Raw genomic sequence first — 20,350 nt, forward strand, 5'->3', positions numbered from 1 at the left:
CCCCCGATAACTGTGTAGACTTGGGGACGTTGCTGATCGCACCATGGTGCGGACGGCGCGCCGCCTTAGCTCAGATGGCCAGAGCAACGCACTCGTAATGCGTAGGTCTCGGGTTCGAATCCCGAAGGCGGCTCAGTTGAAGCCCAGGTCACGTTCTGCGTGACCTGGGCTTTTTGTTGTGCTGGATCGGCTGGGGGACGGCCGGGGGCGGAAGGCGATTTGGGAGGCGATGTGTGGGGTTCGTCGGCCTACGCTCGTCTGGTGCAGCGGGCTGGATCATGTTGCGGCGTCGACTGTGATGACCCTGGATGGGGGAGGGCTGCATGGCCAATCGGCATGCCGTCGTCATCGGTGGTTCCATCGGGGGGCTCGGCGCGGCTCGGGTGCTCTCCGATGTGTTCGACAAGGTGACCGTCGTCGATCGGGATCTGCTTCCCTCCGATCCGCGGCATCGGCGTGGCGTTCCCCAGGCCCGTCACACGCATCTGCTGCTCATCAACGGGCGGCTCGCCATGGAGAAGTTGTATCCCGGGCTCACCGCGGAGTTGATCACTCAGGGGCCGTTGCCTGGGATCCCGGGAGTGATGTTCTCTTCCATCAGTTCGGGGCGTTCCGGCTGCCCTTCGCCACCGGGATGCTCGGGATCAGCATGAGTCGGCCCCTTCTTGAATTCACCCTGCGGCGGCGGGTGTTCGGGTTACCCGATGTTGCGGTGCGGGAGCAGGCGTCCGTTGTCGGGCTCGTTGGTGGGGCCCGGCGTGTGACCGGTGTGGTGCTTGACGGTGGTGAGGTGATCGAGGCCGATCTTGTCGTCGACGCCTCCAGGCGCGGCAATGATCGCGCCACCCACTGGCTGGAGCGCATCGGCTGTCGTGCGCCGCCCGTCGAGAAGGTCAAGGTCGACGTCGGCTACACCACCATGGCGCTGCGTCGTCATCCCGATGAGTTCGTGACCGAGGGCGGGGGGCTCATCTGTCTTCAGGCCCTCAATACTCCCGATGACAAGCGTGCCGGTGCCGTGTTCGCTGTTGAGGGTGACCGGTGGATGGTCACCTTGGGTGGGTGGCATCGTACGTATGCCCCCGTCGATCCCGAAGGGTTCGCCAAGTTCGCCGCCGAGTTGGCCATGCCCTGCATATCCGACCGTCGCCACTCTGGAGGCCATCGAACTCGGGCGTTCCCTGGAGCGGTACGGCTCCGCCTCCTCGGAGATGACCCGCGCGTACTTCCGCGCCGCCGGCAAGCTGCTCGACATGCCCTGGCGGATGTCGACCGCCGGGGACTTCAGCTACCCGGAGACCGTTGGGCCCAAGCCGCCCGGTACCGACCTCATGAACTGGTACGTCCGCCGGCTCACGATGGCCAGCCACACCTCCGTGCCGGTCCACCGCGCGCTCCTCGAGGTCCAGCCGATGCTCGCTCCGCCGTCCGTTCTGATGCGGCCCGGGATGGTTGTGAGGGCGCTGATTGCCGCTCGTCGGTCGCCATCGGTTCGGAACAGGGTGTGAGCAGGTTCGCTGCGTGAGGTTCTACGACCTTGCCCAGCGTTGCGATGCCTTTCCTGACGCGCACGTCGCCGTCGCCACTCCGCCGCCGTAGGCCAGGTCCAGGCAGCCGCCGTTGCTGGTGCTCTTCAGCGTGCCGCCCGAGCCCCAGCGCCAGAGGCGTGCCTCGCCCCGGGTGCAGTCGCCCACGAAGACCGCCTGGCCGAGCATGTTGGCGACCAGGCAGGCGCCGCTCTGCTTGTTGACGACCTTGAAGCTGTTGTTCTCCGCGCTCACCGTCTTCCAGGACGCGCTCGCGTCGCCGCAGCTTCCGTCGTCCGCGGAGCCGTACACCTGGGTCAGGCACGCTTCGTTGTCGGCGTTCTTCAGCCGGTAAGGGCCGGATGAGGGGGAGGAGGGGGAGTCCGGTGAGTTCGGTGCGTCGGGAGTGGTGGGGTTGTCGTCCGACGAGTCTCCCGTGTCCCTGCCGCCGTCGCTTCCTTCGTCCCTTCCTCCCGAGCCGCCTCCGTCCTTGTCGTCCGAACTTCCGCCGTCCGTGACGCCGTTGGGCTTCTCCTTGGACGGTGATGAGTCGTCGTCCTTGCCCTCGTCCTTGCCCTTGTCCTCGCCTTTGCCCTCTCGATCCTTCTTCTTCGGCTTCTCCGACTCCGGGGGCGCCGACTCGTCCGCGCCCGGCGGCTGCGCCGGGTCTGCCGTTGCCGTGGCCGAGGGTGTCGAGCCCGCGGCGCGGTCCTGGCCGGTGATGTACGGGAGGTTCTGCAGGGCCAGCGTCGCGCCCGCGGTGACCACGATCACGGGGACGGCGGCCAGCAGGACGCGGTTGCGGCGCCGTTCGGGACGGGGTGGGGGTGCGGTCTTGACCAGCGGTGTGGAATCCGGGGGCGTCGCGGCCGGTGTCTCTGATGGTGTCCCTGCTGGTATCTCCGCCGGTGTAGCCGCCGGTGTCTCCGCCGGTATCTCCGCCAGGGTCGGCACCCTCGCCGCGAACGCCGATCGCTCGGCCAGCAGCGTCAGCGTCGGGGCCGGCCAGGCCGGTGGGGTCGGTGTGGCGTGCCCTGCGGCAAGTTCCCTCAGTTCCTGGGCCGTTGGGCGGCCCTCGGGGTCCTTGTCCAGGCAGGATTCGAGCACCTCGGCCAGCTCGGCGTCGCGCTCGCGAATCGGTGTCAGGTCCGGGGTGTCGTGCACGATGCGGTAGAGCGGGCTGCCCTCGGCTCCGTCGCTGAACGGCCAGCGGCCGCTCGCCGCGTACGCGACCAGGAGGCCCACCGCGAAGATGTCCGATGCGCTGGTCAACCGCCTTTTGCCCGAGGCCTGTTCGGGCGACATGTAGGCGGGCGTGCCGACGACCAGGCCTGTCTGCGTGAGCTGGCTCTGCTCGGCGGCGCGGGCGATTCCGAAGTCGATGAGGGTGACGCCGTCGAGGGTCAGCATGACGTTCGACGGCTTGAGGTCGCGGTGCACCATGTCGCGGGCGTGGACCGACTCCAGGCCCGCGGCGACCTCCCGCAGGAGCAGCCACAGGGCGGCGGGCGCGAGCGGGCCGCCGTGGTCCTCGACGGCTTCGGCCAGGGTGATCCCGGGGACGTACGCGGTGGCGAACCACGGGGGTTCGGCGGTGCGGTCGCTCGCCAGGAGGGGTGCGGTGGCCTCGGCGGGCAGGCGCGCGAGGTTGTCCATCTCCTGGCCGAAGCGGCGCAGGAAGCCCCGGTCCTCGGCGACCACGGATGCCAGCATCTGCTTGACCGCGGCATACCGCCCGTCGGTGACGCCGAGGTACACCCGGCCCATGCCGCCCGCGCCGAGCCGTCCCACCAGGGGGATCGTCCCGATCTGCCGTGGGTCCTGTGCGCGCAGCGGCTCGGCGCCGCTGCCCGTGAGGTCGAACTCGCTTGCCCCGCCTGCCCCGTTCACGCTCTCCCCGTCCACCGGCCTTCCGCGGGGCGGCCGGACCGTGCCGGTCCGTGCGCTCCCCCCGTCCGCACGGACGGACACAGGCCCGGCACGTGATCAGTTTGGACCATCGGGCCGCCGGATTGGAAGGTTCTTCTAGAAAGTTGTTTCGCTTTCGGGGGGTGAGGTGGCCGCGTAGTGGTCACGGGGCGGGGGCAGGCGGCGGCTCGGGTGCGGGTGTCAGCGGGCGTACGAACCCAGGCCGACCAAGCAGTACACGTACTCGTTGACGGTCGATCCATTGAGTGTGTAGCGGTACGAAAAGGCGTACTGCGTCTGGGAGTTGTTCTTGCATTGGCTCAGGTCCGACGTCAGGGGGATCGTCTGGATCACGCGGTAGTGGGCATCCGACGCGGAGCAGGACACCTCGTCGACACCGCTGACCTCCTGCGCCGTCTCGGAGTCCGGCAGCGTTCCGTTGAGGCAGGTGCCCTGCTCGTACGGACTGGGGGCCGGGCTCGAAGGTGTCGCCATCGGGTCGTCGGTCGCGGTGGCGTACGGATCGCTGGAGTACGGATCGTTGGAGTACGGATCGTTGGGATAGGGGGTGTCGGTCGATGGGGCGTAGGTCCCCATGCTGAAGGTCGGGGCGGGGGACGCGGAGCTGTCGCCGTCGTCCCCTTGGCTCAGCAGGCCGGCGACGATTGCGGCGCCGACGGCGCCGAGCACCGCCAGGAAGCCGCGGACTCTGGGCTTGGGGGCGCGGCCCGGCCGCGGCGCGGGAGGTATGGGTTCGGACACCGGGACAGTGTGGATCGGCGGTGGCTCTTTTGGAGTGGGTTTCTAGAGAATGATTCTAGAAAAAATGGTGCTCTACGCTGGTTCCCACCATGACCCCCAAGCAACAACGCGGTGCTGAGACCGCCGATCGCCTTCTGGACGCGGCGCTTCAGGTGTACGCCGAGTCCGGTGAGCAGGGTGTCACCGTCAGCGCCCTGACCAAGGCCAGCGGTGTCAGCCTCGGCAGTCTCTACCACCACTACGGCAGCGTCGACGGCCTCATGAACGCCCTGCTGCTGCGCTGGCTCGGGCGGCTGCTCGGGGAGCTGGCCGGGGCCGTGGAGCGGGCCCGCAGCGCGAGGACCGCCGTGCGTGCCCTGGTGCGGGTGTATCTGGCCTTCATCCAGGAGCATCCGGACGCGGCCCGGCTTCTGCACTCCTCCTACGCCGACCGGCTCGGGATGGCGCAGGCCAGGCAGTTGCGCGACGCGCAGGAGGCCAGGCTGTCGCCGATGGCCGACTGGATCCGGCGGCACATCGCGGCGGGCGCCATCGAGCCGATGCCCGTGCCCGTGGTCGAGGCGCTGATCATGGGGCCGATCATCGCGACTGCGCGCCGCTGGCTCTCCGGTGTCGACGACGTCGACCTCGACGAGGCCGCGCGCATCCTGCCCGAGCGGATCTGGCGCTCGCTCTGCCCGTGAGGGCGTCGCGCCGGGGGCGGTGCGGACCGTATGCCTGTCGAGTCGTTCGCACGTCTCATTGCGCTGTACACCGACCCCGGAAAGGACTTTACGTCCCGCCCCGGGCCTTTCGGGATGGTCGAAAGTCCTGATGCGGAAACCGGAGTTGATCGGAAGCCCCGTTATCATCAAGCGCATGACAGGCTCGTCGGCAGACTCACATGCGCTTCAATCAAGGCAAAAATGAACGTGGTTCGCGTACTCGTCGTCGATGACCAGCCGGTGATCCGCGCGGGCCTGCGCGCATTGCTCGGCGCGGCCGACGACTTGGTGGTCGTGGGCGAGGCGGGCGACGGCGCGGAGGCGGTCGGCATGGCCCGGGAACTCGCGCCCGACGTGGTGCTTCTCGACCTCCGCATGCCCGGGGTCGGCGGAATTGACGCGACGCTTCAACTGACCAGGTCAACGCCTTCCGCGCGGGTCCTTGTCCTCACCAACCACGACTCGGAAGAAGCGGTGCTCGGCGCATTCCAGGCCGGTGCGGCGGGACTTCTTCTGAAGACGTCGACGCCGCGTGAAATCGTCTCGTCGGTGCGTTCGGTGGCGGCCGGTGCGAGTGTTCTCTCGTACGCCGTCATGCGGCGGCTCATATCCCGTCCCGCACCGCGGGCACGGATTCCTCGGGTGGCGGAACTTGCGGGGAAAGTCGCGTCGTTCGGGGAGGGCGAAGTGAAGGTGCTCGCGCTGGTGGGCGCGGGAATGAGCAACAAAGAGATATCCGAGGCGCTGCATCTGTCGCTGGCCAGCGTGAAGACGTATGTGTCGAGGATCCTGCGTCGGCTCGGGCTCGACAACAGGACGCAGGCGGCCATCCTGGCGTATGAGTTGGGGCTCTCGGTGGAGGGGGCGGGGAGGGGCGGGAGGGCTGAGCAGGTCGAGCGGGTCGATCAGGCAGAGCGCGTCGATCCGGCCGAGCGCGTCGATCCGGCCGAGCGGGTCGATCGGGCTGAGGCGCGGCCCGCTCTCGTCGGGCTCGACGAAAGTTGAGCGCACTTGTCTCCCTTTGGTGTCACCTGTCCACTTTGGTGGGACATGACGTCCTTCGGCGCACGGAACGCTGAATCGCAGCGCGTTCCGCACAACCGAAGGGTGACGCCGTGCAGGTCGAGGAGTTCGAGGGCTTCGGGGGCGTTGAGTACGTCGACGACGCGGCGCTCTGCGCGCAGGTGCGCGCGGGTGATCCGCGGGCCTTCCATGTGCTGTGGGAACGCCATGTGCAGATGGCGCGGCAGTGTGCCCTGCACTGCACGCGCGGCAGCACGGCCGACGCCGAGGACGCCGTCTCCGAGGCGATGCTCGGCCTGTTGCAGGCGCTGCGCGGTGGCCGCGGGCCCGTCGGGAACGTGGCGGGCTACCTGAAGTGCTCCGTGCGCCGCGCCGCCGCCCGGATCACCGCGCGGCGCCAGCGGGAGCTGCCCGTCGCCGAACTGCCCGATCGGCCCGGCGAGAACGGCTGCCGGGTCAGCGCGTACTTCGACGCGGTCTGTGCGCGCGAGGCGTTCCTCGGGCTCTCCGAGCAGCGCCGCACCGCCCTGCGCCTCTTCGCCATCGAGGAGCAGGGCGCGGGGCACATCGGCGAACGGCTCGGCATCGCTGCCGGCGCCGCGTCCTCCCTCGTCTACCGCTCCAAGGAGGCCCTGCGCGCCGGTTTCCTGCGGCGTCACGTGCGGCCCGCGAGCGCGGAGTGCGCCGAGGTCATGGACCGCGTCGTGGCCTCGCTGCGCGGACGTTCCGTACGGCGGTACACCGCGGCCGTCTCCTTGCATCTGCACCGCTGTGCGTCCTGCCGCGAGGGGCGGCGGCAACTGCGGGACGTGAATGCGGGGTTGCCTCAGCGGGGGCGTCACGTGCGGTGAGGTCGTCGCCCTCGTCGCCCTCGTCGCCTTCGTCGCCTTCGTCGCGGGGCGCCGGCGCCTGCCGCCCCCGGTGGTGAGGGGCGCCGACGCCCGCCGCCCCCGGGGGCGAGGGGCAGCGGGTGCCGTGCGGTGGTGGGCGGTGGGGTCAGCGGAACAGGCGGCGCCATGTTTCCGGGCCGGGGTAGCCGTCCGCGTCCGCGCCCCGCCAGCCTTGCGCCCGCTGGAAGGACTCCACGTTGCGTCGGTCGGACTCGGACCAGCGCGGCCCCGGGCCCTGTGCGTAGTGCTTGCCGTACCCCTTCTTCACCAGCTGCTTGCCGAGCTTCGTGACGTGGGCGTTGGACTGTCCGGGGCGGAAATGCTGCTTGCCGGGGAACGCGGCGGACGAGCTCCCCGAACTCCCCGAGCCGCCGGAGCCTCCGCCCGAGCCACCGCTCGTACCTCCGCCGATGTCCCGGCCCTTGCCCTCGACCAGGTAGCGCCACGTCGCGGGTCCCGGGATGCCGTCCGCCTCGGAGCCCCGCCAGCCCTGCGCCTCCTGGAACGCCTTCGTCGCCCTGCGGTCGGCGTCCGACCAGCGGGGGCCGGGGCCCACCGAGTAGAAGCGCCCGGCGCCGCGCTCGACCAGCATCTTGCCGAGCCGCGTGACCTGGCTGCCCGAGGCGCCGGGGCCGAAGGCGGACGCGCCGGGGAAGGACGCGGAGCCGCCGCCCGAACCGCCGCCGGTGCCGCCGCCCGAACCGCCGCCGTCCGCCACGTACTTGTAGCGGTAGGGCACGTAGCTGCCGGAGTGGTTCCAGTACGCGTACGGAGTGGTCCGCTTGAGGGTGTGCGGGCGCGTCTGCTCGTACGCCACGTACCGGGTCTTGGACGAGTCCGCCCAGCCGCCGAAGATCGTCACGTGCGAACCCGCGCCGGGGTTGGCCGGGTTGTGGAAGAGCAGCATGTCGCCGGGTTTCAGCTGGCTCTTGGTGATGCGGACGCCGTAGGCGGCGAGGCTGCCCGTCCACTGGTTGCTGCCGAGGCCCCAGGCCATCGAGACGAAGCCCGAGCAGTCCTTGCGGTAGCCCTGGTAGTAACCGCTCATGCTGTACGAGACCCGGGCGTCCACCCAGGTCTGGGCGCGGGCCAGGATCTGGGACCGGGTCAGGCGCATCGGCGTCGAGGCCGATGCCGTGCGGGCGGCCGCGGCCTGGGCGAACAGCGGGCCCGGGGCGCCCTGGCCCGGCGGCAGCGGGTTCTGCGTCGCGAAGGACGGCTGCGCCATGGCGTGGGCGGCACCGGTACCGGCGCCCGTCAGGACGGCGCCGAGCGCCAGGACGGCGGCGGCGCGCGTACCGGCCCGCGAGCCGCCGCTCGCCCGCAGTTCGAGCCGCTCCTGCGCGCAGCCGGGGCAGGGGCAGTCGCGCGCCGCGGATATGTCGTCGAAGGCTGGTGCGTCGAGGGCCAGGGTGTCGAAGGCTGGGGTGTCGACGGTCGGGGTGTCGACGGTCGGGGTGTCGAAGACCGGTGTGCTCACATCGCCCTCCAGGGGTCGAACGGGGAGAAAAGGGGTGCCATGGAGGAGGAGTGTCGAGGTGCGCGGTTATGACGCACTTGGGGCGGGGAGCGATCGACCATGGTCGAAAAGGACGGGATTTCCGGGGACGGGCGAGCGGGGCCGGAGACGGCGGAAGCGGTGGCCGCGCGGCACGGGTTGCGGCCGTTGCCCGTGGAGGGCGGGTTGTTCCGGCGGACCTGGGCGGGGCCGCCGGGCGCGGACGGGCGCCCCGCAGGGACGGCGATCGTCGTGCTCCTGACCACCGAGCCCGGCGGCTTCTCCGCCCTGCACCGGCTTCCGATCGACGAGGTCTGGCACTTCTACGAGGGCGATCCGCTGGAGCTCCTGCTCCTCGCCCCCGACGGCGCGGACCGGCTGGCCGTTCTCGGCACCGCAGGCCTCGGCACCGCAGGCCATGGCACCGCAGGGCAGGTGCAGCTCGTGGTCCCCGCGGGGACGTGGATGGGGGCGCGGGTCGCGGCCGGCGGGCGCCACGGCTGGGCGCTGTTCGGGACGACCATGGCTCCCGGGTTCGTCCCCGAGGACTACGAGGGCGGGGATCCGGAGGTGCTGAGCGCGCGGTATCCGGGGCGGGCGGGGCTCATCCGGGAGCTGTGCCGGGCGGGGGAGCCGCTGCGGATGGACGGGGTGCCCGGAGAGGATGGTTCCCATGCGTGACGAGAGTTTGCCGGGGCTGGGCGGGCGGGTTGTTCTGGTCACCGGGGCCAGTGGTGGTCTCGGTGTCGGTATTGCCTGGCGGTTCGCGCAGGCCGGGGCGGCGGTGGTCGTTCACTATCGGCGGGGCGAGGCGCGGGCCCGTGAGCTGGTCGGGCGGATCACGGCGGCGGGCGGTGAGGCCATCTCCGTATCGGCGGATCTGACGCGCGAGGAGGAGTGCCGCCGCCTCGTCGAAGCGGCGTACGCATGGCGGGGCCGCCTGGACGCGCTGGTCAACAACGCCGGGATCCAGCCGGTGCAGGCACTCGCCGGGATGACCGCCGAGGACTGGCGGCGGCTCTCCGAGGCGAACGTGACCAGCGCGTTCTGCTGCACGCAGGCCGCCGCCGAGCTCATGGCGGAGCAGGACCACGGCGGCACCGTCACGCACATCGCCTCCATCGAGGGCTCCCACCCCGCCCCCGGCCACGCGCACTACAGCGCGTCCAAGGCCGCCCTGATCATGTTCGCCCGCTCGGCCGCCCTGGAGTACGGGCCGCGCGGCATCCGCGTCAACAGCGTCTCGCCGGGGCTGATCGACCGGCCGGGGCTCGCCGACGACTGGCCCGAGGGCGTGGAGCGGTGGGGCCGGGCGGCGCCGCTCGGACGGCTCGGCACGCCCGAGGACATCGGCAGCGCCTGTGTGTTCCTCGCCTCGGACGCGGCGTCGTGGATCACCGGGACGGATCTCGTGGTGGACGGCGGGGTAGGGGCGCGGCCCACCTGGTAGGGCCCTTGGTGTTCTTGATGTCCCCGAGAGCTCAGCGGTCCAGGTACGCCAGTACCGCCAGCACCCGGCGGTTGTCCGTGTCCGAAGGCGGCAGGCCCAGCTTCGGGAAGATGTTGCCGATGTGCTTGGCGACGGCCTTCTCCGAGATGAACAGGGCCTCCGCGATGCCCGCGTTGGAGCGGCCCTGCGCCAGGCACTCCAGGACCTCGCGCTCGCGCGCGGTGAGCGTGGCCATGGCGGTGTCGCGGTCCTTGCGGACCAGGAGTTGGGAGACCACCTCGGGGTCCATCGCGGTGCCGCCCGCCGAGACGCGCTCGATCGTCGCGATGAACTGGGCGCCGTTCGAGACCCGGTCCTTCAGTACGTAGCCGACGCCCTCGGAGCCGCAGGCCAGCAACTCATGGGCGTACAAAGGCTCCACGTACTGCGAGAGGAGCAGGATCGGCAGGCCAGGCACCCGCTCGCGGGCCGTCAGCGCGGCGCGCAGCCCCTCGTCGCTGAAGCCCGGCGGGAGCCGGACGTCGACGATCGCGACGTCCGGCCGCAGGTCCGTGAGCGCGGCGAGGAGCTCGGGGCCGTTGTCGACGGCGGCGACGACCTCGTGCCCGAAGGCGGTGAGGAGCCTGCTGAGACCGTCCCTCAGGAGGAAGTGGTCTTCGGCGAGGACAACGCGCACGGCACCTCCAACGTCACCATGGTCGGTCCGCCGGGCGGGCTGCTCACCGCGAGAACCCCGTCGAAGGTGGCCAGGCGCTGCTCTATGCCGCGCAGGCCGGAACCGCGGGCCGGGTCTGCGCCGCCGTGGCCGTCGTCGGTGACGGTGATGCGGAGGGTGCCCCGGCGGGCCAGGGACTCTCCCGACGGCTCGCTGTCGTGGCGGATGTCGATCCACGCCCGCTCCGCGCCCGAGTGCTTGACGGCGTTGGCCATGATCTCCGAGACGGCGAAGTACGCGGCCGACTCCACCGGCGGCTCGGGACGCGCGGGAAGATCGGATCCGACCTCGGTCCTGAGCGGGCTGATCAGCGCCAACGACCGTACGGCGTCGGTCAGTCCGCGGTCCGCGAGGACCGGAGGATGGATGCCGCGGACCAGGTCGCGCAGCTCCTGGAGGGCCTTGGCGGAGTTCTCGCGGGCCTCGGCGAGCAGGGCGCGGACGGCCTCGGGGTTGGATTCCAGGAGGTGTTCGGCGGCGTCGAGCGTCATGCCCATCGCCACGAGGCGGACCTGCGCGCCGTCGTGCAGGTCGCGTTCGATGCGGCGGATCTCCGCCATCTGCGTGTCGACGGCGGCGGATCGTGTGGTGGTGAGATGGTCGATGCGGTGCGCCATCTCGGCCATTTCCGCGCGCAGTTCGCCTTCGCTCGGCGCGAGCAGCGAGCGCAGGACGTGTTCGTGCAGCCGGATGGCGCGGGGTGCGGCCCAGCGCACGGCGAGCGGGAACTGGAGGGCGCCGAGCACGCCCGCGAGAGCGGCGGTGGGCCAGTTCTGGACCGGCACGAAGAGGTACCAGATGTTGCCCCACTCCTCGGAGAGCCGTACTCCGAACACCGCCGTGACCAGGCCCCACACCCCGCTGAGGACCAGGGCGAGCGGTCCGAAGGCGATCAGCCCGCCGACGCACGGATCGAGACCGATCCAGCGCCGGTCGCGCCACACCTGGCCCTGCCTGCCCGCCAACTGGGCGCGCAGAGCCAGGCCTTGGCCCGTCGTGGGCAGTTCGGGGTAGGGCGCGGGGAAGTCCCTGCCCGACCACTCCTCGGCCAGCTCGCGCTGCCGGTCGGCGAGCCTTCGTACGCTCCTCGTCGCGGCCGGGAGCAGCCGGGCTGCGGGGCCGCCGCCGAGGAGTTGGACGTGGGCCACCCAGAGGGAGATCCAGAAGGACTTCAGGGAGAGGGCCCAGAGGAGGAGGGAGCGTTTGAAGGCGCTGCCGTCCGGGCTGTCTTCCGCGGGCTTGTGCGGTGTGGTCATGAGCTTCCCCCTGGCGCCGTGAACTGCGGTTTCCTGCGATTTCCTGCGGTGCGCGGTTCATTATGGGGCGGGGTGCGGGCGGAAGTCGGTGGTGAAAACTCCCCTCTTCGGGTTCCTCTTCAGGGATCCTCTTCGGCTCGGCTCGGCTCGGCTTCAGCGGATGCGGGACAGCCAGGTGCGGACCGCCGCGTTGAACTCGTCGGGGCGTTCCAGGTTCGGCATGTGGGCCGCCGACTCCACGACGTGCAGCGCGGAGTCGGGCAGTGCGGCGTGCATGGCCTCGGCGCCGGAGACCGGGGTGTACGTGTCGTCGCGGCCCACGACGACGAGGGACGGGACGTCGACGCGGGTCAACAGGTCGCGGTAGTCCGGGCGTTCGGCACGGCCGCGCAGGGCGGCGGCCGCTCCCTCGGGCGGGGCGGCCAGCATCATGCGGTGGACGTACGCGGACGCCTCCGTGTTGTACGGGGCGACCATCTTGTCCCGCACCTCGTCCGCGTACCCCTTCATGCCCTGGGCCAGGAGGCGGTCGGCGAGGGCGTTGCGGAAGGCCTTGCCCTCGGGGGTCTCGGCCTCGGGGAAGGTGTCCGCGAGGAGGAGGCCCGTGACGCGCTCCGGGAACAGGCGGTAACACTCCATCGCGATCTGGCCGCCCATGGAGAGACCGCCGAGCGCGAACTCCCCGACGCCCAGGTGGTCCAGGAGGGCCGCGACGTCCTCGGCGAACGTCGCGAAGGTGGTGGTGCCGGGGACGACGGTGCTCTCGCCGTAGCCGCGGAGGTCCGGGGTGATGACGCGGTGGGTCGCTGCGAGGGCCTCGCGCTGCGGGGTCCACATGGAGCGGTCGAAGGGGTGACCGTGGAGGAGGACGAGGGCCGAAGCCTTGGGCCCGCCCTCGTCGTCATAGCCGATCGTGACGCCGTTGAGCTGCGCGGTTGCCATGGAAAGAGGCTAGGCGGGGGCAATTGGGCGGTGCAATAGGATCTTTGCTCTCGGTGCAATGGGGCAGGGCAGGGCAGGGCAGGGCAGGGCAGGGTGTGGGCGGGGGTGGAGGTGAGCGATGGTCCGGCGTGATGACTTCCGCCTCGTCGCGGATGAAGTGGCTCGGGAGATCGAGAGCGGCGCGCTGCGCAGCGGTGAGCAGTTGCCGCCGCAGCGTGTCTTCGCCCGGCGGCGGCGGATCGCCAACTCCACTGCCATTCGCGTGTACGGAGAGCTCGTACGGCGTGGTCTCGTCGTCGGCGAAGTGGGGCGCGGCACCTTCGTGCGGGCCGGCGCCCCGCATCCTGGCGGCGCCGCGTTGACCGAGGGGCCGTCAGGGGTGCCCGCGTCGCCTTCCGTGCCCGTCAATCTGGAGCTCAACTACCCTGCGGTCGAAGGGCAGTCCGAGCTGATGAGCAGGGCCATCGCGCCCCTGCTGCGCCCCGACGTCCTGCTGGAGGCGACCCGTACCGCCGCCCCCGACGGCACGGCCCAGGCGCGGGAAGCCGCCGCCTCCGTCCTCGCCCGGAGTGGCTGGCGGCCCGCGCCGGAGCAGGTGCTGTTCGCGGGGAACAGTCGGCAGGCCATCGCCGCCGCCCTCTCCTCGCTCGCCCGCCCCGGCGGCCGCATCGGCGTCGAGGAAGTCACGTATCCCCTGGTGAAAGCCATCGCGGGACAGCTCGGCAGCCGCCTCGTGCCCATCGCCATGGACGAACAGGGCATGCTGCCCGGCGCGCTCGCCGACGCCCACAGGGGCGCGTCCCTCCGCGGTGTCTACGTGCAGCCGACCCTGCAGAACCCGTTGTCCGTGACGGCGGGGGAGGAGCGCAGGGATCAACTCGCCGAAGTGATCGCAGAGTTGGGGCTGTATGCCGTCGAGGACGGCACCTGGGGGTTCCTCGCCGACGATGCCCCGGCTCCGCTGGCCGCCCGCCTTCCCGAGCGCGTCGTCCTCGTCGACAGCCTCTCCAAGCGGCTCGCCCCCGGGCTCACCGTCGGCATGCTCGTCGCTCCGCCCGCCCATCTGGACGCTCTCGCCGCGGGGCTGCGGTCCGGGGCGTGGACGGCGGCGGCGTTCAACCTGGAGGCGGCCGTGCGGTGGGTCGCCGACGGAACCGTGGAGACACTCGTCGAGGCCAAGCGCGCCGACGCGGCCGCGCGGCACGAGATCGTGCGGGAGCGGCTGATCGACGCGGGCGTGAAGGGGCGGTTCCGTACCGATCCCCGTGCGTATTACTGCTGGTGGGAGCTGCCCTCGCCGTGGCGTGCCGAGACCTTCGTCGCGGCGGCGGCCGAGCGCGGCATCGCCGTCACTCCTGGCTCGGCCTTCGCCGCGGGCGCGCACTCGGCGCCGGACGCGGTGCGGATCGGGCTCGCGTCGCCGCCGGTGGGGGTGCTGGGCGAGGCGTTGGGGGCGCTCGCCGGGATCGTTCTCCCTTAACGGCATCGGCTGTTCCCCCCGTAACGGCATAGGCTGTTTCCCCGTAACAGCAGCGGCTGTCAGGAAGCCAGCCCCGCCTGGTGCGCAAGGAGCGCCGCCTGCACCCGGCTGTCGCTGCCCGTCTTGTCGAGGACCGCGGCCACGTGCGTCTTGACCGTGCCCACGCCGATGCCGAGCCGCAGTCCGATCTCCAGGTTCGGCAGGCCCGCGCCGAGCATGGCGAGCACCTCGCGCTCCCGGTCGGTGAGGGAGGCGAGGGAGGCCAGACGGCTCTCGGGCCCCTCGGCGGACCCGGCGCCCGGGGCGCCCGAGGGGGCGGGGGCGGTGCCGCCCTGGAGCATCCGCTTGATGACCGTCCCCGTCACGCCGGGCGAGAGCACCGCGTCGCCGGCCGCCGCCGCCCGCACCGCGCGGATCAGCTCGTCCGGGCCCTCGTCCTTGAGCAGGAAGCCGCCCGCGCCCGCCCGCAGCGCGCGTGTCACGTTCTCCTCGTCGCCGAAGGTGGTGAGCATGACCACCTGCGGCCGGGGGTCGAGGGCGGTCAGCGGGCCGATCGCCGCGAGGCCGTCGAGGACGGGCATGCGGATGTCGACGAGCGCGACGTCGGGGTTCAGCTCGGCGGCGAGCGTGACCGCCTCCGCGCCGTTCACGGCCTCGCCGACCACCTCGATGCCGTCGGCGTGCTGGAGGATCATGCGGACGCCGTGCCGGATCATCTCCTCGTCGTCGGCGAGCAGGACGCGGATCGTAGGTGTCGGTGGCGTCGTCATAGGTGCTCCTCGTTCCTACGGTGTCCCTACGGTCTGGCCAGCGGCACCGTGAAGTGGTCGATGGACGTCAGGACATCATTGCTGAAACAGTATCGAGTCACTGCAAAACGGGCGCCTTCCGAGTCCTCGTCCGTCGAGCCGCCGCCCACGTACGGGTACAGGCAGCTCGTCGTCCCCGCCGGGCGCGCCGGTTCGCGTCCGGCGGCCGCCGCCCGCACCGCGTCGCTGTCCGACGGCACCGAGCGCTCCACCTCCTCCTTCGACATCCCGACGTGCACCTCCTGGCGCTCGGCGACGTCCGGACCCGGCTGCGCCTCCGTCACCAGACCGAGGCCGAGGCCGAGCATCAGGGCGACGCCGCCCATCCCGAGGAGCGTCGTGAGTACGCCCGCGATCCGGCTCTGGAGGCCGCCGACCGCACCCTCCTCCGCCGATGTGTCCGGCAGCGGCGGGCCCACGGGTTCGAGGGCGCTCCGGTCCGCCGCGTCGGCGCCCGCGGGGTCCGTCGGGATCGCCGCCGTCACGCCGAAGCCGCCGCCGGGCACCGCGCCCGCCTCGAACGTGCCGCCGAGCAGCGCCACCCGCTCCCGCAGCCCGACCAGACCCCGTCCGGTGCCGAGGCCGGTCGTCGCCGACGGAGGCGTGGGCGGTGCTTCATTGCGTACGGAGATCTCCACCCGGTCGTCGGTGTGCGTGACCGTCACCGCGACCGGTGCCCCCGTCGCGTACCGGTGCACGTTCGTCAGCGATTCGCGGACCACCCGGTGGACCGCCCTGCGCACCGAGGGGCCGTCCTCCGGGCCCAGGTCGGGGCCGTGCCAGGCGAGCGTCACCGGGATGCCGCCGCCGCGTGACTCCTCGACCAGGGCCTCGATGTCGGGGCGGGTGCCGGTCGCGTCGGTCAGGGCGTTCGTGCCGGTGTCGCGCCCCAACGGGCCGAGCACGCCGAGGACTTCACGGAGTTCGTTCATCGCGTCGCGCGTCGCCTTGCGCAGTAGCGTGGCCTCGTCGCGCAGGTCGGGGGCCTGCTTGGAGAGGGCCAGTTCGAGTCCGCCCGCGTGCAGGGAGATCAGGCTGAGGCGGTGGCCCACCAGGTCGTGCATCTCGGCGGCGATCCGGGAGCGCTCGTGGATGCGGGACTCGCTGTCGGCGAGGCGGCGCGCCTGCTCGGCCGCGGCGGTGCGTTCCCGCAGCGCCCGCACCAGACGGTCCTGCTGCCCGGCCGCCGTGCCGACCAGGCCCGGCACGATCACGGTCACCGCCGCGAGCATCGCCCCGAGCGCGAGCCCGTACTGCCAGCTGCCCACGGCCATCGGCCGCGCGGTCGCCGTCGCCACCAGCATCGTCAGGGCGGCCGCGACGAGCAGCGCGGCGACCCTGCGGTGCGGCTCCGCCAGTTGCCGGGCCGCCGGGTAGGCGGCCACCGCGACGAGCAGCCCGGTCGGCGGCATCAGGCCCGCGAGCGCGGCCAGCGCGAGCAGGCTCCCCACGGGGAAGCGTCGCCGGACCACGAGCGCGAGCAGCACCAGGACGCCGTACGCGATCTTCGCCGGGCGGGGGAGCTGGGTGACGGCGCTGCTGGTGCCCGTGTACGTGAGGACGAGCAGGGCGCCGCCCGCGAGCGCCTCCAGGGCGGCGCGGGCCAGGTGCCAGGTGGTGTGGGGGCCGGGGGCGAGCGGTGAGCGGCGCGGGGTGGGGGGACGGGGCGGTTGGGGCATACCGTCAAGTATTGGACAGGGGGTGCCGTCCTCTTCGTACATCTTGAGGGGGATACGGAGTGCGACCTCTGTCTTTCGGCAGAGGCGGAGGTTCGTCCTGCGGCCGTACGGAATCGTGTGTGCGGCACCGAAGACTGGTGCCATGCCCCTGAAGCGCCTCAACATGAAGAAGTCCGGTGTCGTCGTCCTCACCGTCGCCGGATGCCTGGTCGCCGCGGGTGCGGTCGCCGTCGCGGCGCCCGCGCTCAAGGACAGCTCGCTGATGCCGGACGCCGTCAGCGAGCACGTCTTCAAGGAGAAGACGAAGGCCTTCGCGACGGCGGCGGACGCGCCCACCAAGGGAGACCTGGCGTTCGTGCTGCCCTCGTGGATCCCGAAGGACGCCAAGAACGTCAAGGTGAAGGTGAAGACGACCGGCGACGCGAAGCTGATCCGGTTCACGCCGGCCGACGGCGAGCGACTGGACCGGGGCAAGGCCTGTGGTGGGGGTGCGCCGCGCGTCGGGGAGCCCGAGCTCGACGCGCCCTGGTGGCCCGACCGCACGCCGTCCACGTCCCGCGCGGAGTGCGGCGACTTCCACCAGTACCGCGTCGCGGTCCAGGGGGACACCGTGTACGCCTGGACCAACGGCGACGTGTCCCCGGGACACTAGGAGGCGGCGGGGCGTCGGCCGCGGGTGTTGCCCGCGGGACACTTATCAGGATCCTGTCAGGCCGCCGTCCGGATCCGGTTTGCCTGCCGAGCCGCGCCTATCCTCAACGCCATGTGCGCTTTTGTCCTGGTCGCGGAGGACGACGAGAAACAGGCCGAGCTGGTCCGCCGCTACCTGGAGCGCGAGGGTCACACGGTCGCCGTCGTCCACGACGGGTCCACCGCCCTCGCCGAGGTCCGGCGCAGGCCGCCGGACCTGCTGATCCTCGACGTGATGATGCCGGGCACCGACGGCCTTGAGGTCACGCGTCTGCTGCGGGACGCGAGCGGGCCGCCGGAGCTGACGCGCCTGCCTGTCCTGATGCTGACCGCGCGCTCCACCGAGGACGACCTCCTGGCGGGGCTCGATCTGGGCGCCGACGACTACCTCACCAAGCCGTACAGCCCGCGCGAGCTGATGGCCCGGGTGCGGACGCTGCTGCGCCGCGCGGGCGGCATCCACGCGCCGCTGCCGGACGCCGACCGGCGGGTCCTGCGCGTCGGCGGCCTCGTCGTCGATCCGCTGCGGCACGAGGTGACGGTCGACGGGCGCCAGGTCGACTGCACGCCGGGCGAGTTCGACCTGCTGACCGCGCTCGCGGAGGAGCCGGGTCGGGTCTTCACCCGGCCGCAGCTCCTCGACCGGATCCACGGCTCGTCCGGCTACATATCCGCGCGCACGGTCGACGTGCACGTCCTCAACCTGCGCAAGAAGATCGAGTCCGACCCTCGCCGCCCTGATCGGCTCGTGACGGTGTTCGGGGTGGGGTACAAGATGACGGTGCCGGGGGGCGGGGCGGGTGTGGGTGCCGGTGCCGATGCCGGTGCCGGGGTCGGAGTGTGGGCGGGGGCCGGGGCCGGGGTGGGTGCCGGTGCGGGCTCGGGCGTGGGCGCCGGGGCGGGGGCGGGCGCTGATACGGGCCCGGACGTAGGTGCCGGTGTGGGTGCCCAGGGTGGGGCGGCGGCGCGGCGTGGGGCGTGACATTCCGCTCCGCAAGAGCCCCCTGGCGCGTGACATTCCGCTCCGTAAGAGACTCCTGGCCCGTGACATCCCGCTCCGCAAGAGCCTCCTCGCCCGCCTTCTCGCCGTCTCCGTCCTGGTCTCCGTGGGCTCGATCGCCGCGACCGCCTGGCTCGCCGCGCAGACCACGTCCGGCGCGCTGAAGCAGGAGCAAGGACAGGTCCTCGCCGACGACGCCCGCATCTACGACAAGCTCCTCGGCGTCGGCGCGAGCGCCCCGCAGTGGCGCGACGCCGACGAGGCCGTCCGCGAACTGTCCCGCAGCACAGGCCGCCGCATCGCCCTCACCACCCAGGACCGCAAGGTCATCGCGGACTCGGCGTCCCGCCGCACCTCCCTGCCCCCGACCGCGTCCGCCGTGCTCGACCCGCTCTCCGTGGACACGACGCTGGCCCCGGGCCGCGCGGACGAGGGCACGGCCGCCGACCGCATCGACCCGCGCGCGGTCGGCCCCTACCGCCTCACCAAGCAGGAGCGCAGGGTCCTGAAGGAGGCCGCGGACCGGAGCGCGGCCTGTCTGACGGAGCTCGGCATGAGCCCCGAGGTCGTCCTCGGGACCGGCGGCCGCCCCTTCGTCCAACTCGACTACCACTCGGGCGAGTTCATGGACTCGCGATGCCGCATGAACCTGCTCGACGTGCCCACCGCGAGCGAGCAGAAGGCGCTCGACAAGCTCAACTCCCTTGCCGACGCCTGCATGAAGCGGCGCGGGCTCGCCCCCGTCCGGGTCAGCCTCGACCTGACCGCGCGGTCCGGGCCGAAGCCGATCGGCGCCGCCCCGACGTCGGTGCCCGTGGCGCCCCGCGAGCCGCCGCCGGGCGACGCTGCGACCGTCCCCAGCCCCACCCCCTCGTACCCCGAGCCGGCCGCGGGCGAGCCGACCGACGCCGCCGTCACGTCCTGCGTGGACACCGCGCGCCGCGAACAGCTCGGCCCCTACGTCTCCTCGCCCGCGCTCCTCTTCATCACCAGCTCCGACGGCACGCGCAGCACGCCCGGCTTCAGCCTCTCCCGCGACAACACGGTCCGCCTGGCCGGGCTCGCCGCGGCCGTCCTCGCCGTCACGGTCGCCGTCACCGCGCTCGCCGCGACCCGCCTGACCCGGCCGCTGCGCGCGCTGACCACCGCCACGCGGCGCATGAAGGCAGGGGAGGCGGGCGATCCCGTACCCGCCAGCGCGACCCGCTCGGCCGGGGAGATCAGCCAACTGGCCGCCGCCTTCAACGACATGGCGGCCCACCGCAAGGCCCTGGAGGAACAGCGCAAGGCCATGGTGAGCGATGTCGCCCACGAGCTGCGCACCCCGCTGTCCAACATCCGCGGCTGGCTGGAGGCGGCGGAGGACGGCGTCGTCGACACCGACCCCGAGCTGGTCACCTCGCTCCTCGAAGAGGCTCTGCTGCTCCAGCACATCGTCGACGACCTGCAGGACCTCGCCGCGGCCGACGCCGGCACGCTCCGCCTGCGCCGCGAGCCGGTGCGCGCCGCCGACATCGCCGAGCAGGTGGCGGCGGCGCACCAGGCGCGCGCGGACGTCGCGGGCGTGAAGCTCAGGGCCACGGCGTTCGGCGACCCCTGGGTGACGGCCGACCCGCTGCGGCTGCGCCAGGCGATCGGCAACCTCGTCTCCAACGCGATCCGTCACACGCCGGAGGGCGGCAACGTACGGATCAGCTGCCGCGCCGTGGACGACGCCGTGCTGATCGAGGTCGCCGACACCGGCACGGGCATCGCGCCCGAGGACCTTCCGCACGTCTTCGACCGCTTCTGGCGCGCCGACAAGTCACGGACGCGCGCGACGGGCGGCAGTGGCCTCGGCCTGTCGATCGTGCGGAAGCTGGTGGAGGCGCATGACGGGACGGTGGCGGCCGAGAGCGTGGTGGGGAAGGGGTCGATGTTCACGGTGCGGTTGCCGGTGGGGTGAGGCGGTCGGTCCGCGCGTGTCGGCTTCTCGGTCTGTACTCCCGGCACTTCCGGTACTCCCGGCACTTCCGGTA

18 protein-coding genes, 1 tRNA gene and 1 pseudogene are annotated in these 20,350 nt (G+C 72.0%); 11 read left to right on the top strand and 9 right to left on the bottom strand.

Annotated elements, in window-relative coordinates; translation table 11 throughout:
* Positions 1-59: 59 nt before the first annotated feature.
* A tRNA-Thr gene (locus tag AB0B50_RS14135) sits at positions 60-133 on the top strand.
* Positions 134-697: 564 nt separating this feature from the next.
* Here AB0B50_RS14135 and AB0B50_RS14140 read toward each other — a convergent pair.
* On the bottom strand, positions 698-1,165 hold the full coding sequence (locus tag AB0B50_RS14140; RefSeq protein ID WP_362330063.1) for a hypothetical protein: 468 nt from the start codon (positions 1,163-1,165) through the stop codon (positions 698-700).
* Positions 1,166-1,211: 46 nt separating this feature from the next.
* Here AB0B50_RS14140 and AB0B50_RS14145 point away from each other — a divergent pair, with 46 nt between their 5' ends.
* Positions 1,212-1,508 (top strand): hypothetical protein, encoded by a 297-nt coding sequence (locus AB0B50_RS14145; protein ID WP_362330066.1) that lies wholly within the window; start codon positions 1,212-1,214, stop codon positions 1,506-1,508.
* Between the two features lie 21 nt (positions 1,509-1,529).
* Here the strand turns inward: AB0B50_RS14145 and AB0B50_RS14150 are convergent, their stop codons facing one another.
* Together AB0B50_RS14150 and AB0B50_RS14155 are read right to left on the bottom strand one after the other, a co-directional pair.
* Positions 1,530-3,416, bottom strand: a complete 1,887-nt coding sequence (locus AB0B50_RS14150; RefSeq protein ID WP_362330068.1) for a protein kinase — start codon at positions 3,414-3,416, stop codon at positions 1,530-1,532.
* Between the two features lie 219 nt (positions 3,417-3,635).
* The gene (locus AB0B50_RS14155) at positions 3,636-4,196 is read right to left on the bottom strand and encodes a hypothetical protein (RefSeq protein WP_362330071.1); all 561 of its coding nucleotides are present in this window, start codon (positions 4,194-4,196) and stop codon (positions 3,636-3,638) included.
* An 89-nt stretch (positions 4,197-4,285) separates the two neighbouring features.
* Here AB0B50_RS14155 and AB0B50_RS14160 point away from each other — a divergent pair, with 89 nt between their 5' ends.
* The 3 genes from AB0B50_RS14160 (at position 4,286) to AB0B50_RS14170 (ending at position 6,774) form a co-directional block, all read left to right on the top strand.
* A complete protein-coding gene (locus AB0B50_RS14160) occupies positions 4,286-4,879 on the top strand; it encodes a TetR/AcrR family transcriptional regulator (RefSeq protein ID WP_362330074.1) in 594 nt (197 codons plus the stop codon).
* Positions 4,880-4,909: 30 nt separating this feature from the next.
* Entirely contained in the window at positions 4,910-5,905 is a 996-nt protein-coding gene (locus tag AB0B50_RS14165) for a response regulator transcription factor (protein ID WP_362330077.1), read from the top strand.
* 110 nt (positions 5,906-6,015) lie between these two features.
* Positions 6,016-6,774, top strand: coding sequence for a sigma-70 family RNA polymerase sigma factor (locus AB0B50_RS14170; protein ID WP_362330080.1), 759 nt, complete (start codon positions 6,016-6,018; stop codon positions 6,772-6,774).
* Positions 6,775-6,919: 145 nt separating this feature from the next.
* On the opposite strand, the gene AB0B50_RS14175 is transcribed toward AB0B50_RS14170, so the two are convergent.
* Positions 6,920-8,224, bottom strand: coding sequence for a peptidoglycan-binding protein (locus tag AB0B50_RS14175; RefSeq protein ID WP_362330429.1), 1,305 nt, complete (start codon positions 8,222-8,224; stop codon positions 6,920-6,922).
* A 168-nt stretch (positions 8,225-8,392) separates the two neighbouring features.
* On the opposite strand from AB0B50_RS14175, the gene AB0B50_RS14180 reads away from it, so the two are divergent.
* The gene (locus AB0B50_RS14180; protein ID WP_362330083.1) at positions 8,393-8,992 is read left to right on the top strand and encodes a cupin domain-containing protein; all 600 of its coding nucleotides are present in this window, start codon (positions 8,393-8,395) and stop codon (positions 8,990-8,992) included.
* A complete protein-coding gene (locus AB0B50_RS14185; protein WP_362330086.1) occupies positions 8,985-9,761 on the top strand; it encodes a glucose 1-dehydrogenase in 777 nt (258 codons plus the stop codon). The genes AB0B50_RS14180 and AB0B50_RS14185 overlap by 8 nt, the downstream gene beginning before the upstream one ends.
* A 31-nt stretch (positions 9,762-9,792) precedes the next feature.
* On the opposite strand, the gene AB0B50_RS14190 is transcribed toward AB0B50_RS14185, so the two are convergent.
* The 3 genes from AB0B50_RS14190 to AB0B50_RS14200 form a co-directional block, all read right to left on the bottom strand.
* A complete protein-coding gene (locus AB0B50_RS14190) occupies positions 9,793-10,437 on the bottom strand; it encodes a response regulator transcription factor (protein ID WP_362330089.1) in 645 nt (214 codons plus the stop codon).
* On the bottom strand, positions 10,401-11,732 hold the full coding sequence (locus tag AB0B50_RS14195; protein WP_362330092.1) for a histidine kinase: 1,332 nt from the start codon (positions 11,730-11,732) through the stop codon (positions 10,401-10,403). The genes AB0B50_RS14190 and AB0B50_RS14195 overlap by 37 nt, the downstream gene beginning before the upstream one ends.
* 153 nt (positions 11,733-11,885) lie before the next feature.
* Positions 11,886-12,674, bottom strand: a complete 789-nt coding sequence (locus AB0B50_RS14200; RefSeq protein WP_362330095.1) for an alpha/beta fold hydrolase — start codon at positions 12,672-12,674, stop codon at positions 11,886-11,888.
* 118 nt (positions 12,675-12,792) lie between these two features.
* Here AB0B50_RS14200 and AB0B50_RS14205 point away from each other — a divergent pair, with 118 nt between their 5' ends.
* The gene (locus tag AB0B50_RS14205; RefSeq protein WP_362330098.1) at positions 12,793-14,154 is read left to right on the top strand and encodes a PLP-dependent aminotransferase family protein; all 1,362 of its coding nucleotides are present in this window, start codon (positions 12,793-12,795) and stop codon (positions 14,152-14,154) included.
* A gap of 59 nt (positions 14,155-14,213) precedes the next feature.
* Here the strand turns inward: AB0B50_RS14205 and AB0B50_RS14210 are convergent, their stop codons facing one another.
* Entirely contained in the window at positions 14,214-14,924 is a 711-nt protein-coding gene (locus AB0B50_RS14210) for a response regulator transcription factor (RefSeq protein ID WP_362330101.1), read from the bottom strand.
* A 26-nt stretch (positions 14,925-14,950) separates the two neighbouring features.
* Complete coding sequence (locus tag AB0B50_RS14215; RefSeq protein ID WP_362330103.1) at positions 14,951-16,642, bottom strand: histidine kinase; 1,692 nt, start codon at positions 16,640-16,642, stop codon at positions 14,951-14,953.
* 142 nt (positions 16,643-16,784) lie between these two features.
* On the opposite strand from AB0B50_RS14215, the gene AB0B50_RS14220 reads away from it, so the two are divergent.
* The 3 genes and pseudogenes from AB0B50_RS14220 to AB0B50_RS14230 all read left to right on the top strand — a co-directional run bounded on the left by AB0B50_RS14220 (position 16,785) and on the right by AB0B50_RS14230 (position 20,277).
* Positions 16,785-17,294: a hypothetical protein gene (locus AB0B50_RS14220; RefSeq protein WP_362330105.1), complete on the top strand. Its 510-nt coding sequence runs from the start codon at positions 16,785-16,787 to the stop codon at positions 17,292-17,294.
* A 111-nt stretch (positions 17,295-17,405) separates the two neighbouring features.
* Positions 17,406-18,119: pseudogene (locus AB0B50_RS14225) on the top strand (response regulator transcription factor); the annotation flags it as partial.
* 262 nt (positions 18,120-18,381) lie between these two features.
* Entirely contained in the window at positions 18,382-20,277 is a 1,896-nt protein-coding gene (locus AB0B50_RS14230) for an ATP-binding protein (RefSeq protein ID WP_362330431.1), read from the top strand.
* Positions 20,278-20,350: the final 73 nt, after the last annotated feature.

The organism is Streptomyces sp. NPDC041068 (genome assembly GCF_040647455.1).
In the GTDB taxonomy this organism is placed as follows: domain Bacteria; phylum Actinomycetota; class Actinomycetes; order Streptomycetales; family Streptomycetaceae; genus Streptomyces.